This is a genomic window from Leptospira neocaledonica, assembly GCF_002812205.1.
In the GTDB taxonomy this organism is placed as follows: Bacteria; Spirochaetota; Leptospiria; order Leptospirales; family Leptospiraceae; genus Leptospira_B; species Leptospira_B neocaledonica.
Window position 1 is genome coordinate 41,742 of record NZ_NPEA01000005.1, and the last position, 13,842, is coordinate 55,583.

Genomic DNA, 13,842 nt, shown 5'->3' on the forward strand with positions numbered 1-13,842 from the left:
GATTTTTATTCGAGATTCTCTGGCAAGGGATTTTTAGAATAACCGACAGGTTTTGCATTTACGGATTTCAAGATTCACCTAGGTTTGTCGCGTGAGATTCGGAAAAATAACCTTCTTCGCCCTCCTAATCTCTTCCTTTTTTTCTTACTGTGATCTTGTTGGATCGGGCTCGGAACATTCTTCTGCGAAGAATGGAACTTTAGACTTAAGCAAACATTCTTTCGAAGATGGCAAGATCGTTCCGTTGGACGGAGAATGGGAATTTTATTGGGAAGAGTGGATCTCTCCGAATGACTTCTCAGATCCAAAATTCAAATCTAAAAAAAAGTTCGTAACTGTTCCCTCCGTTTGGAAGGAAAGTTTTTCTAAAGATCCTGAGGCTGTAGGGCACGGCTATGCTACTTATAGACTTAAGGTAAAGTTGGGAAAAAGAAAACAGGCTTTAGCTCTTAAGATCCCGGACCAGGGAACTGCTTATATACTTTATGCAAACGGGAAGAAGATCGCAAGTGTAGGCTCTCTCGGAAAATCCGAATCGGAATCAAAAGCAAAATACGAGTTAAAAATTTCCTTAGTTCCGGATTCTGAAAATCTGGAGTTGGTATTTTATGTTTCCAATTTCCAAAATAGATGGGGAGGGGTCTGGAATTCCATTCAGTTGGGAGAATTGGAAAGTGTTTTGAAAGATGTCCGTAAACGAAGGGACTTAGAATGGGCCTTGGTCTTGATCGCGGCCACGATGTCTTTTTATAACGTATTTTTTTATTTCTTTAGAAGGAATGAATCCGCTCACTTATTATTTGCATTTCATGCTTTTCTAATAATGGTCCGCTCATTGACAATCGGTGATTCCAGGCTTGCTTACGAGTTATTGCAGGGAATTTCCTGGGAGCTTCCGAACCGCTTGGAATATATTAGTGTATATATTTCTGGTCCTACCTTGTATGCATTCTTGTATAGATATTGTAAGACTGATTTTTGGAGAAGGTTCGGCCGATACTTCGTTATTCCTTATTATTTGGCCAGCTTTATCGTATTATTTTTCCCGAATGCTTATTATACTCTTACACTTCTGCCAGTAGCTTTATATTTACCTTTGGTTACAATGCCTGTTTGGCTGGTCTTGCTTGCAGTCGGATTAAAAAGGGGAATAGAAGGTGGGCTTAGTCTATTCTCGGGCTATGTAGTGATTAGCTTATGTACTTTGAATGATATTGGTCTATTTTTGGGACTGTGGAATGGTATCTATCTCATTCAATATGGAGAAGTTGCACTGATACTCGGTTATTCCATTTTGATCTCCAAAATTTTCTCTGAAGCATTCCGACGTTCCGATACCTTGGGGACTAAAATGAAGTCATTGGTACTCTCCACAAGAGAAATCATGCAATCATATTCTTATGATAAAGCAGCAGATACTGCCTTAAAGATGTTACATGAAAACGGAAAAGAGCAAACAATCATTTCGAATAATGGAAGAACAATCGCTGTAGAACAAACAGTCTATGTATATTTAGAAGAACCGAATTCTTCTATATGGAAAAGATACTGTATATCTTCCTTAGGAGATTTGGAAACTGTTGAAGTATATAAGTATGATGTGCAGGATCTAATAGGTCTGGATCCTTCTTCCCTTACTGGTCCAATTATCAAAAATGATAGGCTGGTCGTTTCCGTTCAAGATGAGCAACTCTATAAATTAATCTTTGACCTTCCTTCTGAAGGATATTCCGACGATTCTCAGATGGATTGGGTAAGAGGGGTTGCGGATGCACTTGCATTTTCCGTTCGTAATATCGCAAGACAGGATAGAGAGAAACTTGCAATCATTGGAGAACTTTCTGCAGAAATCGTTCATGACCTAGGGCATCCGATAGCTATGATTCGTCAGAATCTAAAAAATTTGAGATCCAAAAAAGGTACATCCAAAACAAATCTTCTTTTTCAAGCGGAGAAGGAAGTGGATGCACTCACCAACCTGACCTTAGATATATTAGATTTTTCTAAAAATAGAATCATCTTGGACCTCCAGACTTTGGAAATAAAAGCCTACTTTAAGGAAATTTTCGAGGACCTGGAAACCTTCTTCCAATCCACTAAGATGAAATTAGCCTTTAAGATAAATGCGAAGGGAAGTATTCGTCTGGATCCGCTTCGTATTCGTAGATTGATCTTTAATCTTGCAAAAAACGCTGCAGAAGCCACTGATGAGAAGGGAATTTTTTCTATTCGGATCGAAAGAGAAGAGGATATTGTTTATCTGATCTTTGAAGACAATGGGCAAGGTTTTAGTAAGGATATGGAAAGATACATTTTCGATTCAGGATTCGGAAGTAAAAAACCTTACGGAACGGGCCTTGGGCTTTCTATCATTCGTAAAATTGTATTCGCTCATGGAGGAGAAATACTTGTTTCTTCCGAAGAGGGTAAGGGAACCAGGTTTACTATTTTGCTTCGTTCTTAATTTGGATCCAAGGATTTAAGCTGGACTAAAATTCTGGTTAATTCTACCATATTATCCACTTCTAACTTTTTGAAGATGGATGCTCTATGAGCTTCGACTGTTCTTACGCTCAGTTTTAATTCTTCAGCGATTTCCCTGTTTAATTTTCCTTTGGATAAGAAGTTTAGGATCTGGCTTTCTCTTTTGGTAAGTTTTTTTACTATTTCAGCCACCTCCCTAATATGTTTTTCATCATAGCTAAAGTTTGCGATTTCCCCGGGGAATACTTTCCCTCTATTTAATACTTTTTTAATGGAAGCCATGATGGATTCCATAGAATCACTTTTTAAAATATAACCGTCGGCGCCTGCGGAGATTGCATCTTGTAGATAAGACCAATCTCTATGCATTGTTAGAAATACGATCTTCATTTCCGGAAATTTTTTACGGATAGAATCCAGCTCTTTGATCCCGTTTTCGTCCTGGAGAGAAACATCACAGATAAGTAGATCGGGCCCGGCGAAGCCCATCATTTTGGTACCTTCTTTTATGGAAGAAGCGGAGCCGCAATATTCATAATCCCCTGAAGCCTTGATCTCGGATTCCAATCCGGAACGAACAATAGGATGATCGTCTATTAAAAATATTTTAGGACGGGTTCGGACGGACATTTTCTCGGATTTTATAGAATATGGCGCCAATGGCAATCCTTAAAATTTTCTGAACCCGCGGAAATATTATAAAAGCTTGAAGAACTTCTTTTCAGTTGTCCTCGAATATTGCATCTGCTTCATTATAGGATCCGTTTCCAGGAACCGTACAGGTGAATTCAGCATAACTAGTAGTGAACCCGGGGCCTCCTCCCGGAGGTGAGATATAATAATTTCTAGTAGTTATTCCGTCGTCTGAAGGATAAGTGCATCTTCCCGTGCGTGTCATACTCGCTGAATTTAAACCATTACAGTCTTGAGTAGGTCCTACATAGGTAATCCCACCACCCAGTTTTTCATAACATAAAGCGGAGCTGGTCCAGTTTAAAACGGAAGTTGCCTGGATCTGACCGTTTGCGATATTCGGTCTATAGATTGCAGGTATTGTGCCGCCGGTATATCGAACTTCTATAATATACGTTCCACTAGCGAGATTTGTTTTTTTGAACTGTGCTCCTAATTTTTCATTTTCCACTATCGTAGTTTTGGAGCCTGTGGGGTTGCTATAATAGTATAAATTCAAATTTGCTCCTAAATATCCGAATATATTAAAAAGAACATCACCGGTGCTTCCTAATGTGATTTTTAGATAACTATTTTGGTCGGAAGCGCTCACAAGTCTGCCGTAACTGTTAGGTGCTCCTAAGGTGATATCAATAATCGGTCTGTATCTTACCGTTTTTGCAAGAAATGGATTTCCATTTTTGGTGATCACCATTGGAAGAGTAGTGTTCTCGGTGATCCCTGAGACAGTGGGCATAATAAATTCTAAACTTCCATCTCCTGGAAGATTAAGCCCGGTGGCAGATTCTCCGCCGATCGTAACAGTATAATCTCCGGCTACTCCGATAAAATTAGTAGCAGTAACGGCATTGTCCGAGCCTGGAAAACCTTTTTCAAATACGATGTCTGCGACCGGAAGGCTATTGAGTACGACCAAATACATTAATGGGTCAGTACTGCTATTGTCTTTTTTGCAACCTGCGAATCCTACTGTGTAGAATAAAAGAATATAGATCCAAGCTTTTCGATTACGGTACATGAGTTCCTGACTTTTTTTAGGAAAATTATGACCCGTAAGTAAATAGATTTCTATTCGTGGGAATACTAGGTTGGATTTGTTTTTTAAGTAGAAGCCGAAGGGGAGAAGGCACGGAATCGGTTTTCTTCAATAGAATTTTGAAGCTTATCGAATATGATTGTCTTTCCGGATTCTCCTTGAAAAGTAAAATTCGGATGAAACATCTTATCATTGTCGCTGGGCCAAACGGTTCGGGAAAAACAACGTTCGCGTTGGAACATCAAGAAGTGTATGGTTATACTTTTTTAAATGCTGATGAATTGGAAAAAGGTTTAGAAAATCGAGGAACTACAAGCGGTCATCTGGAAGCGGGTAGGTTATTTTTTAAAGCCATCGAGAGAGAATTAAAATTGGGAAATAGTCTAATTATCGAATCTACTCTTTCTGGTAATTATTTAAAGGGGACTATTCGAAAATTTTCAAGGAGTAAAAGGAATTTCTGGGGTATGTATCGTTCTCTGACAGATACATGGGCGGCGTATTTCAATGCAGAAGAGAACTCGGAATGTTTTGCGCTTGGCGGAAAACATAGTTATGATATACTTAACTCAGAATTACTTTCTATCTTTCTCCAGGATATTGATGAAGATGAGTAAATTAAAAAAGAAAGCCTACCAAGAAGAAGCCGAAGAGTTTACTCGGATTTTTGAAAGTGCTATACAAAAGGCACAGGCAGAAAATCGTAAATTTGGTCTTCCTGACGTTTTCTCCAAGAATGGTGAAGTTTACTTTCGCTTACCTGACGGAAAAATTGTATATGAAAGGCCGAAACCTGCAAATTCAATGCGTCTGGCGGTTGAGAGAATACTTCATCTCTTAAAATAAAATCAAAAAGCCTAATATAACTTAAGCTTCTCCTTCCTATTACCCTTACTTATTCCGCTTAAAACTGATTCCCTTATTTCCAAGTACAGTTAACCAGAAGTCCGAATCTCTGATGATAAAATGGTATACTAGAAAAGTGACAGCGTATACTGCAAATATATGAATAGAAAACTTGATCCAGATGGAAAGACCAGTGCTCACCACTAAAAAACCGATTCCAAGAGAAATTGGATGGTGGATGAGATATACGGGCAAACTGGATTCTCTTAAATATGAATTGAGCTTTCCTGTTTTGTTAAAGAATAACTGAAAAAGTCGAATAAAGAATGCGATCCAGATCCAACCGCCTAAACATTTTAGAAAAATATGAAGTATTCTCATTCCAAATCCGGTATATCCGAAATAAGACCAATATGGATCTATCGTGCTGACCCAGTAGAATAATCCAAAAAATGCAAAGGATAAAAATCCAAGTAAAAGTATCTCGAATTGATTCGTTTTTCCTTTTAAGATTGTACTTTCTCTTCCGATCAAAAAACTACCGAATAAGAAAAAACTGAAATCATATATAAACTGCACCGGCTCAATATTCAGGTATTTTTCATCCTTTAGGAAAAAGTAATTAATCGCGCAGGTCCAGATCGTGCACCAAATTCCCGCGATCAGTAATGTTTCCCATTTTACGCTCGGTCTTTTTTCTGGTTCTTCTTCTCCGTATCTGGAAGTAGGAAGTATAAAAGTCCCGATTCTATGAATTACAGGACGTATTCCTAAATATAAAAATGTGTATAATGCTAAATATAATATGAACCAAAGGTGAGAAGGCGCCGGATTCTTAAGCAGGAATTCTTCCCATAAAAACCGGAAATAATTTCCTTGGTAACCTTCTTGCAATGCGTTTACATAATACTGCATTGGCGCGAACAATATGATTCCTGGAATCAACGGAAGAATGATCCGTAGGGCTCTTAACTTTAAAAATTCCTTTAATGTTTTGGAAAGATAGATCCTTTCCGTAAAATATCCGGAGAGTACAAAAAACATAGGCATTCTAAAAAGATGCACCCATTCTCCGAATACATCGAATGCAATAGACCTATCATTATTTCTTAATGGATATATGATGATTGCGGCATATACGATCGCCACATGAAATGCTAGTCCTAATAATAGCGCAAAGGATCTGAGATTGTCTAAATAATCCAGCCTGCTTTGTTTGGCTGGAGAGCTTTGTTCAGCCAAGAATCACTGGTCCAATGTATATTTAAAAAACGTTTCCCGTATCATTATATGGCTGGGATCGTTTTTAGGTTGTTCGATCAACTTGTCTTTTACCAAAAGATTGATCGCGGATACTAGATCCGTATGTTCCAATCCGACTCTTAAAATGGCCCATTTCATAAATGCGGTTAAATGCACCTTGTATTGTCCGTCTTCTTGTTCTCCCCTCGTTTGCGCGAAAGTGATCAATGCAGAAGTTACAATATTCTTTCTATCTCCTTTTAAAAGGCTAGCTATGGTTTGGTTGGTCTCTCTCAATCTGGAAGAAAGCATTTTTACCATTTTTAATGAGAAAGAAGGGTTGGTCTGAATTAGGTTATAGAACACGCTCTCGGTGATTGCGAATAATAATACGTCGGTTTTTGCGATGGCTCTTGCACTTCTTGGTTTGCGATCCACCAGTGCCATCTCACCGAACATATCCCCTTCTTTCAGTTCTATAAGAAGTTTGAATGCTTCTTTTACTTTTTTATGAATCCCTACTTTTCCGGAAAGGATTAGATACATTTGATCGGCAGGTTCGTTCTCATCGAAAATAACGGCGGATTCCTTAAAGCGGAGGCCGTGTTTATTTACCATATCTTCAGAGATCTTCATGCCAAAACGGACTGGAAAAGTTTTAGTCCTCATGTACGATATCGGCGATTGGTTGGGAGCCGCAATCAATTATTCTGGTAAGAAGGCGGGAACCTCAGAATTTTACGTTGACTGCCCGACCTTCGTAAGTAGCGTCTCATTCGTTTTCCCTAAGGAGGGAATCGTGAACACGAAAAAAATCCTCCTGCTCTCTGCAGCGTTTATTATCATTTTCATAATAGGTTTTGCACTCAAACCTTCTCCTATCCAACCCATCGCCTACCAACCTCCTATCGATACCGGTTTGATTGGTGGCTTCCAAGAAAACAAAGCTTTGGAATCCGCAGAACTAATCGCACTCGGAAAGATACACGGTCCCGAAGATATAGAACCGGACGACGAAGGTAATATCTACTCCGCGAGTGAAGACGGTAAAGTGTATCTTATCTCCAAAGACGGAGAAATAAAGGCGCACGCATTCACAGGAGGACGACCTCTTGGAATGAAATTATTAGGAGACGGTTCCATTATAGTCGCGGATGCAATCAAAGGTTTATTAAAGATCGGCAAAGATGGAAAAGTAGAAGTGTTGAGTACAGAATCGGAAGGTGTTCCTTTTAAATTCACTGACGATTTGGATGTTGCTAAAGACGGAACGATTTATTTTTCGGATGCGAGCGATAAATACGGTTCCGCAGAATATCTGTATGATCTAATGGAGTCTGTTCCTCATGGTCGTTTGTTAAAATACGATCCTCATACTAAAAAGACCACAACCTTAATGAAGGATCTTTTCTTCCCGAATGGAGTGGCTCTTTCTAAAAACGAGGATTTTCTAGTATTAAACGAAACTTATAAATATAGGATCCATAGATATTGGATCAAAGGGCCTAAAGCCGGAACAAGCGAGATTTGGGCAGAGAACCTTCCTGGTTTTCCGGACAATATTTCATCGGATAGAAAAGGTCACTTCTATCTAGCGTTATTCACCGTTCGTAATAATATGGTGGATAAAATTTTACATCCTCGGCCGTGGACAAAATCTCTTGTGGCAAAACTCCCTAAATTCCTTTGGCCTAAGCCTCAACCGTACGGATTTGCAGTCATTCTGGACGAGAACGGAGTGGTAGAAGCAAGTTTCCAGGAACCGAAAGGAAAACACTTAAAAGAGATCACCTCTGTAAAAAGAAAAGGGGAGTATATCTATTTGGGAAGTCTTCATAACGACAGGATCGGCAAATTCAAACTGCCTCCTGAATTAATAAAAGAATAAATAAGGAAAATTGAATATATCATGGATTTATCCATACCAAAGGAAGTCGAAGAAATCAGGGCGAAAGCCAAGGCATTCGTAGAAGAAGTTGCCATTCCCGCCGAAGATCATTACGATTATGATCATGGTAGAATGCCCGAACCTATCGTTCAAAAATTAAGAGAAGAAGCTAAAAAAAGGGGATTATGGACCGCTCATCTTCCTAAATCGGAAGGGGGTTTGGGCCTAGATCTGGTTGGCACCGCACTTGTATTTAGTGAATTAGGACGTTCTCCTGTTGCTCCTTATCTTTGTAATTGCGACGCTCCAGACGAGGGAAATATGCACCTTCTTCACTTAGCTGCTAACGCAGAACAAAAGAAGAAGTTCTATCATCCCCTAGTGGAAGGAAAGATCCGCTCCGGATTCGCAATGACCGAACCTCCACCGGGTGCGGGCTCCGATCCTACCACTCTTTCGACTAACGCGGAGAAGGATGGAGATCATTACATTCTGAACGGTCATAAATGGTACTGCACCGGAGCGAATGGAGCTTCTTTCCTGATCGTGATGTCCAAGGTAAACGATAGTTTTCGACGCACTTCAATGTTTCTAGTGCCGACTGATTCTCCCGGATACACGATGGTACAGGAAATAGGAGTTTTAGGTTCACATGGTCCGGGAGGACATTGTGAGTTAAAATTTGAAAATGTAAAAGTGCATGAGTCCCAAGTATTAGGAAAAATTGGAGAAGGTTTTAGACTTTCCCAAGAAAGATTGGGACCTGCAAGGCTCACACATTGTATGAGATGGATCGGTCTTGCCAGAAGATCCATGGAGATCGCAAGAGAATACGCGATCAAAAGAGAATTGTTTGGTGGAAAATTATCCGATCACCAAGGGATTCAATGGATGTTCGCAGAATCCGCTTTGGAAATAGAATCAGGTTTTTTACTTACATTAAAGGCAGCAGACATTCTTCGCAAAAAAGGGGACGCAAGGCAAGCCGTGTCTTTGGCAAAATGGCAAGTGAGTGAGACATTGAACAAATGTATAGACAGGGCTATACAAATTTGCGGATCTCACGGTTTTAGTCGTTATCTTAAATTAGAATTATTTTATAGAGATGCGAGAGCCGCGAGGATCGCTGACGGTCCTACCGAAACCCATAAGATGGTGATCGGTAGGAATCTAATATCCGGAAAGGAGAACTTTTGATCGTGAAAGATTCCGAATTGAAGGAAAGGCTGGAATCATATTTAGGAAAAAGGCTTCAAGGAACAGTAGAAATCGCTAATATGGTTTCTCTTTCGGGAGGAGCCTGCCAAGAAAATTTTTCCGCAGACATCAAGGTGAATGGTGGGCCTGAATCGGGCCAATACCAAACAGTTTATCGAACAGACAAGGGGGCTGCTTTACTTGCTTCCTTGTCTAGGATAGATGAATTCAAGGTTTGTAGAATGGCATTTGAAGCAGGTGTCAAAACTCCTGAACCGTTTTGGTTGGAGTCCGATCAATCCGTCACAGGCAATCCATTCTATTTTATGAAAAGGATCCAGGGTAAGGCTACGGGAAGGTTCGTAGTAAAAGATCCAAGTTTAAATAAGGTCCGTAAGCAGATCACCCAAGAGCTTGCAGAAAATCTTGCGAGAATCCATTCAGTAACTCCTGAAAAATGTAAGGACGAAAAACTAAAAGAGGTTTTGAATCTTGGACAATATGTGAGCGGCAAAACAGTAGCCCAAGGTTCTGTCCAAGCTTTACGTTCTCAATTGGAATCCATGGATGGTGCTTATCCGGCTATGGAAATCATATTAAATTGGTTAGAGAAAAAAGCTCCAGAAAGTGATGCGGTCGTTCTGATCCACGGAGATTTTAGAACAGGGAACTTCATGGTGAATTCGGAAGGTCTGCAAGGAATTGTAGATTGGGAATTTGCACATTGGGGAGATCGACACGAAGATCTGACTTGGTTATGTATGAGAGATTGGAGATTCGGAAAACTGAATAAAGAAGCAGGCGGCTTTGCAGATCGTTCCGAATTTTACGAAATTTATGAGAAGGCAGCAGGCGTAAAACTAGATCCTACCAAGATCAGATACTGGGAAGTGATGGGGAATCTTCGTTGGGCAATCGGTTGTATCGGCCAAGCGGAGCGCCATCTTTCCGGAAAAGATAAAGGAATAGAGCTTGCGTCTATAGGAAGAAGGGCTTGTGAAATGGAATACGAGGCCATGAGACTCATTGAAGAGTCTATAAAATAAGGAAATCATTATGCAAGATAAACCAAGCGCCACGGAATTATTGGAAGCAATCCAGGATTTTCTAATGAAGGAAGTCCTGCCCGAGTTTAGGGATAAGGACCTTCTCGCATATAAAACATTAGTAAGTTGGAATATGCTTGGAGTGATCTCCAGAGAGATCCGTTCGGGAGAAGAATCCCTAGATAAGGAACTCACCAGACTGTCGTCTTTATTAGGTAAAAAATCCGAGTTCCCTAAGACCTGGAATGAAAAGAAAAATTTAACTTCTTCTTGGAATGAAGAACTAAGGGATATTATCCGAAAGGAAAAAAAGTCTTTGGAAGATACGGAATACTGGAAACATATAAAAGAATCCGTAATCGAAAAAGTTGAGATCGTAAATCCAAGATTCACCACGGAATCCTAAATATGTCCGTAATATATCTGATTCGCCACGGACAGGCGAACTCTACCGGAGAAGATTACGATCTATTGACCGAAAGAGGGAAAGAACAAGCCTTTGCCCTCGGTAAATATATGGCTTCTAATGGGGATTTTCCGGATAAGATCGTCTCCGGGACAATGAGAAGGCATATGGAAACCGCCGAATTTTTTATGAAAGGGATCTATTCTGTTCGTTCCGAACTAGAAACCGGATCCGATTTCCATTCTTTCGATCCAAATTGGAATGAGTTTCCTTCCGAATTATGGAAAAAATATGCAGAACATCTTTCGGGGACTAGGCCCGAATTCCAAAGATCCCTATTACAATTTTCTAAAGTTAGGTTGAAAGGTGGAGTTCGATCCGCTGCCTTATTTTTTAAACTCACAGAGGAGATTTTATCCGTTTGGAGAAAGGGTGATTTTACTCCGGAGGGAATTGAAACTTTTGCAAACTTTCAGTCTAGAGTGGATTTGGCCTGTGATACGTATTTCCAACCAAGCGATGCGGAAAGACGTTTTATTTTCACTTCAGGCACTCCTATTTCTTTAACTTTAAAAAAAATGCTCAGACAGGATGAAGACGTTTTTACTTGGATGCCTTGGATCTGGAATAGTTCTGTAAGTATATTCCGTTGGGTGAGAGGTAGATACATTCCTGTGAGTTTGAATTTCCTTCCTCATATCCCGGATAAAAGTTCTAGAACATTGTATTGAATAGAAGCTTGTTCTAATACCGAGAGCCTAGTTGTAACTTGCTTGTAAGAAGTCCAACAGCGGTGATAACATAAGCTCGGTGACTTTTGGAAATAAAAAAGTGTGGACTTCGATCTTCTAAGGTGTAGGATTCTGCCCCGCTGATCCGCATGAGTTCCTTGGTTTCCACACTAGAAATTCGTTCCTCAAAGGATAGAAATCTTGGATTTCTATCCATAACTTTAGGATCTGTATTCGTTCTAATACTATTTGTTCTCATATATTTCACGGATGAAACGGAATTATTACGGATTTACGATAATATACATTGGACTTCGTCTATCGCGATCGCTACGATCACTGCTTGGTTCGGTTATAAATCTTCGGAAGGAGAAACTAAAAGATTTAGGTTCTGGTTTTTTTTGGGACTTTTATCTTATTTTTTGGGCCAGGTGGTTTGGGATATCCAAGCTATCTCCAAGTTTTATAGTTTTCCGGCGCCTAGCGATCTATTCTATCCCTGGTTAGGACCATTTTTTGCCCTAGGGTTTGCTCGATTCTTAAAAGATAGAGTTCCGCCTAATAGAATGAAGGTGGCTGTAATGGACGCCTTAGGACTTGCGATCGCAGTCCTTGCAGTCACCCTAGTATTATATCTTTCTAAAAAAGAAGATAGGCCTTGGTTCCAGTTATTGACCTTATCCGTCTATCCGGTATTCACACTTTCCGCAGCATGCATCGGTATCTTGATGAAACCTTCCTTACGTTTAAAGGCAGATTTTTCTTTTTTATGTTTGATAATCGGGCTCGCTGGGATGGGGATTAGTTGGTTACAATGGAATTCTATTTTTCTTCTTGTTGTTCCGAAAGATGGAACATTAACGAATGCAGGATTTTCCGCAAGTCTCTTACTTTTAGGATATGGAACTTTGACATGGGCTCCAAGTTCTACGGGAGAAATTGAAAGAGAATCTGCAACAGAAAGTGGACTCCTAAGAATTCTTCCTTTATTAGAAGTGATTGTTTGTTCTGCAGCGATTGTTCTTTCCTTAACACTTCCCGGTTTGCCTGAAATTATTCGATTAGTGATTTGGTTTTCTGCCGGAGTCATGGTGGTGATTGCAAGCCTTCGACAAAGTTTGCTCGTGGCGGATTTGGCAACCGCAGAGCTTGTGATCCGAAACGCAAATAAGGAATTAGAGGTCACGGTAGCCGAGAGAACAGAAGAATTAAGATCCACTAATACATATTTAGTGACTGCAAATGATAAACTTAGAACTGCTATGGATGAACTCAAAAAAACCCAAGAGAATCTTGTTCGTTCCGAAAAGATGGCGGTCTTAGGAAGATTGATGGCAGGAATCGCCCATGAGTTAAATACTCCGTTAGGTGCAATCCGTTCTTCCACCGAAGGTATCCGTTCTATCTTAAGCGAACCTTGGGAAAAACTTTTAAAAGATTATTCCAGTTTTAATAGGGAAGAAAGAGAATTTTGGGGAATCCTATTCAAAAAAGGAGGTGCAGTCAATTCAGACTTCGATTCCAAGGAAGAAAGATCTAAAAGGAAAAGATCCGAAGTCATTCTGAAAGATTTAGGAATAGAAAATTCTTTAGTGATGGCGGATGCCTTGACCGATCTCGGAATATCTCCCGATCAGATCTCAGAACTTGCGGAGAAGATACCAAAAGGGGAAAGGGGATGGATGATTGTAAGCAATGCATCTGCTCTTTCCAGCATTTCAAGGTCCAGTCAACTGATCTTGGATGCTTCTATCAAAGCCTCTAGAGTGATCCAAGCATTAAAAAGTTATGCGTCTGGAGAAGGGGATTGGAAGCCTCACTTAGAGTCAGTTTCTCCTAAGGAACAGATTGAGAACATTATCACATTATATTATTCTAAAATGAAAAACAAGGTGCTTGTGGATATCAATATACCTGAATCCGCAAGGGTATTAGGAGATCCGGAAAGGTTGTATTTGATCTGGACTAATTTGATCACAAATGCATTACATGCTATGAATTATTCCGGCAGGATCTTCGTAGATGCGGAACGAAAGGATGATTTTTGGGAAATTTCCGTCCAGGATACCGGAAGCGGAGTCCCCGCAGAGATTAAAGACAGGATTTTCGATCCTTTCTTCACTACTAAATCTCCTGGAGAAGGGACCGGACTTGGTCTAGATATTTGCAAAAATGTGGCAGAAGAACACGGGGGAGCCATCCGATTTGTTAGTTCGGAGGAAGGTACAACATTCTACGTTACTCTCCCTGCTGCGCCATAATTATTAGGTTGA

13 protein-coding genes are annotated in these 13,842 nt (G+C 40.1%); 9 read left to right on the forward strand and 4 right to left on the reverse strand.

The window, feature by feature from the left end; genetic code table 11:
* Window positions 1-91 precede the first annotated feature (91 nt).
* Window positions 92-2,464 (forward strand): sensor histidine kinase, encoded by a 2,373-nt coding sequence (locus CH365_RS09380; protein ID WP_100768329.1) that lies wholly within the window; start codon window positions 92-94, stop codon window positions 2,462-2,464.
* Here the strand turns inward: CH365_RS09380 and CH365_RS09385 are convergent.
* Both CH365_RS09385 and CH365_RS09390 read right to left on the reverse strand, forming a co-directional pair.
* The gene (locus CH365_RS09385; RefSeq protein ID WP_100768330.1) at window positions 2,461-3,114 is read right to left on the reverse strand and encodes a response regulator; all 654 of its coding nucleotides are present in this window, start codon (window positions 3,112-3,114) and stop codon (window positions 2,461-2,463) included. The two genes, CH365_RS09380 and CH365_RS09385, sit on opposite strands and share 4 nt — an antisense overlap.
* Before the next feature lie 91 nt (window positions 3,115-3,205).
* The gene (locus tag CH365_RS09390) at window positions 3,206-4,195 is read right to left on the reverse strand and encodes a hypothetical protein (RefSeq protein ID WP_100768331.1); all 990 of its coding nucleotides are present in this window, start codon (window positions 4,193-4,195) and stop codon (window positions 3,206-3,208) included.
* 176 nt (window positions 4,196-4,371) lie between these two features.
* Between CH365_RS09390 and CH365_RS09395 the strand changes: the two genes are divergently transcribed.
* Window positions 4,372-4,830: an AAA family ATPase gene (locus CH365_RS09395; protein ID WP_125226308.1), complete on the forward strand. Its 459-nt coding sequence runs from the start codon at window positions 4,372-4,374 to the stop codon at window positions 4,828-4,830.
* Window positions 4,823-5,059 (forward strand): hypothetical protein, encoded by a 237-nt coding sequence (locus CH365_RS09400; RefSeq protein WP_125226309.1) that lies wholly within the window; start codon window positions 4,823-4,825, stop codon window positions 5,057-5,059. Before CH365_RS09395 ends, CH365_RS09400 begins: the two co-directional genes overlap by 8 nt.
* Window positions 5,060-5,104: 45 nt before the next feature.
* Here the strand turns inward: CH365_RS09400 and CH365_RS09405 are convergent, their stop codons facing one another.
* Together CH365_RS09405 and CH365_RS09410 are read right to left on the reverse strand one after the other, a co-directional pair.
* Window positions 5,105-6,301 carry an acyltransferase family protein gene (locus tag CH365_RS09405; RefSeq protein WP_100768334.1) on the reverse strand — a complete coding sequence of 399 codons (1,197 nt, stop codon included), beginning with the start codon at window positions 6,299-6,301 and terminating at the stop codon, window positions 5,105-5,107.
* 3 nt (window positions 6,302-6,304) lie between these two features.
* Window positions 6,305-6,937: a Crp/Fnr family transcriptional regulator gene (locus CH365_RS09410; protein ID WP_100768654.1), complete on the reverse strand. Its 633-nt coding sequence runs from the start codon at window positions 6,935-6,937 to the stop codon at window positions 6,305-6,307.
* Window positions 6,938-6,968: 31 nt separating this feature from the next.
* Between CH365_RS09410 and CH365_RS09415 the strand changes: the two genes are divergently transcribed.
* The 6 genes from CH365_RS09415 (at window position 6,969) to CH365_RS09440 (ending at window position 13,830) form a co-directional block, all read left to right on the forward strand.
* Entirely contained in the window at window positions 6,969-8,189 is a 1,221-nt protein-coding gene (locus CH365_RS09415; RefSeq protein WP_100768335.1) for an SMP-30/gluconolactonase/LRE family protein, read from the forward strand.
* Between the two features lie 21 nt (window positions 8,190-8,210).
* Window positions 8,211-9,386, forward strand: coding sequence for an acyl-CoA dehydrogenase family protein (locus tag CH365_RS09420; RefSeq protein WP_100768336.1), 1,176 nt, complete (start codon window positions 8,211-8,213; stop codon window positions 9,384-9,386).
* 2 nt (window positions 9,387-9,388) lie between these two features.
* A complete protein-coding gene (locus tag CH365_RS09425) occupies window positions 9,389-10,432 on the forward strand; it encodes a phosphotransferase family protein (RefSeq protein ID WP_100768655.1) in 1,044 nt (347 codons plus the stop codon).
* A gap of 10 nt (window positions 10,433-10,442) precedes the next feature.
* Window positions 10,443-10,838 (forward strand): DUF6285 domain-containing protein, encoded by a 396-nt coding sequence (locus CH365_RS09430; RefSeq protein WP_100768337.1) that lies wholly within the window; start codon window positions 10,443-10,445, stop codon window positions 10,836-10,838.
* Window positions 10,839-10,840: 2 nt separating this feature from the next.
* Entirely contained in the window at window positions 10,841-11,569 is a 729-nt protein-coding gene (locus tag CH365_RS09435; RefSeq protein WP_100768338.1) for a histidine phosphatase family protein, read from the forward strand.
* 149 nt (window positions 11,570-11,718) lie between these two features.
* Window positions 11,719-13,830 carry an ATP-binding protein gene (locus tag CH365_RS09440; protein ID WP_100768339.1) on the forward strand — a complete coding sequence of 704 codons (2,112 nt, stop codon included), beginning with the start codon at window positions 11,719-11,721 and terminating at the stop codon, window positions 13,828-13,830.
* The last annotated feature ends 12 nt before the right edge of the window (window positions 13,831-13,842 follow it).

Coding starts and splice junctions, on each gene's coding strand:
- CH365_RS09385 (WP_100768330.1), bottom strand. CDS start 3,114: ATGTCCGTCCGAACCCGTCCTAAAATATTTTTAATAGACGATCATCCT.
- CH365_RS09390 (WP_100768331.1), bottom strand. CDS start 4,195: ATGTACCGTAATCGAAAAGCTTGGATCTATATTCTTTTATTCTACACA.
- CH365_RS09400 (WP_125226309.1), top strand. CDS start 4,823: ATGAGTAAATTAAAAAAGAAAGCCTACCAAGAAGAAGCCGAAGAGTTT.
- CH365_RS09410 (WP_100768654.1), bottom strand. CDS start 6,937: ATGAAGATCTCTGAAGATATGGTAAATAAACACGGCCTCCGCTTTAAG.
- CH365_RS09415 (WP_100768335.1), top strand. CDS start 6,969: ATGTACGATATCGGCGATTGGTTGGGAGCCGCAATCAATTATTCTGGT.
- CH365_RS09420 (WP_100768336.1), top strand. CDS start 8,211: ATGGATTTATCCATACCAAAGGAAGTCGAAGAAATCAGGGCGAAAGCC.
- CH365_RS09430 (WP_100768337.1), top strand. CDS start 10,443: ATGCAAGATAAACCAAGCGCCACGGAATTATTGGAAGCAATCCAGGAT.
- CH365_RS09435 (WP_100768338.1), top strand. CDS start 10,841: ATGTCCGTAATATATCTGATTCGCCACGGACAGGCGAACTCTACCGGA.
- CH365_RS09440 (WP_100768339.1), top strand. CDS start 11,719: ATGAGTTCCTTGGTTTCCACACTAGAAATTCGTTCCTCAAAGGATAGA.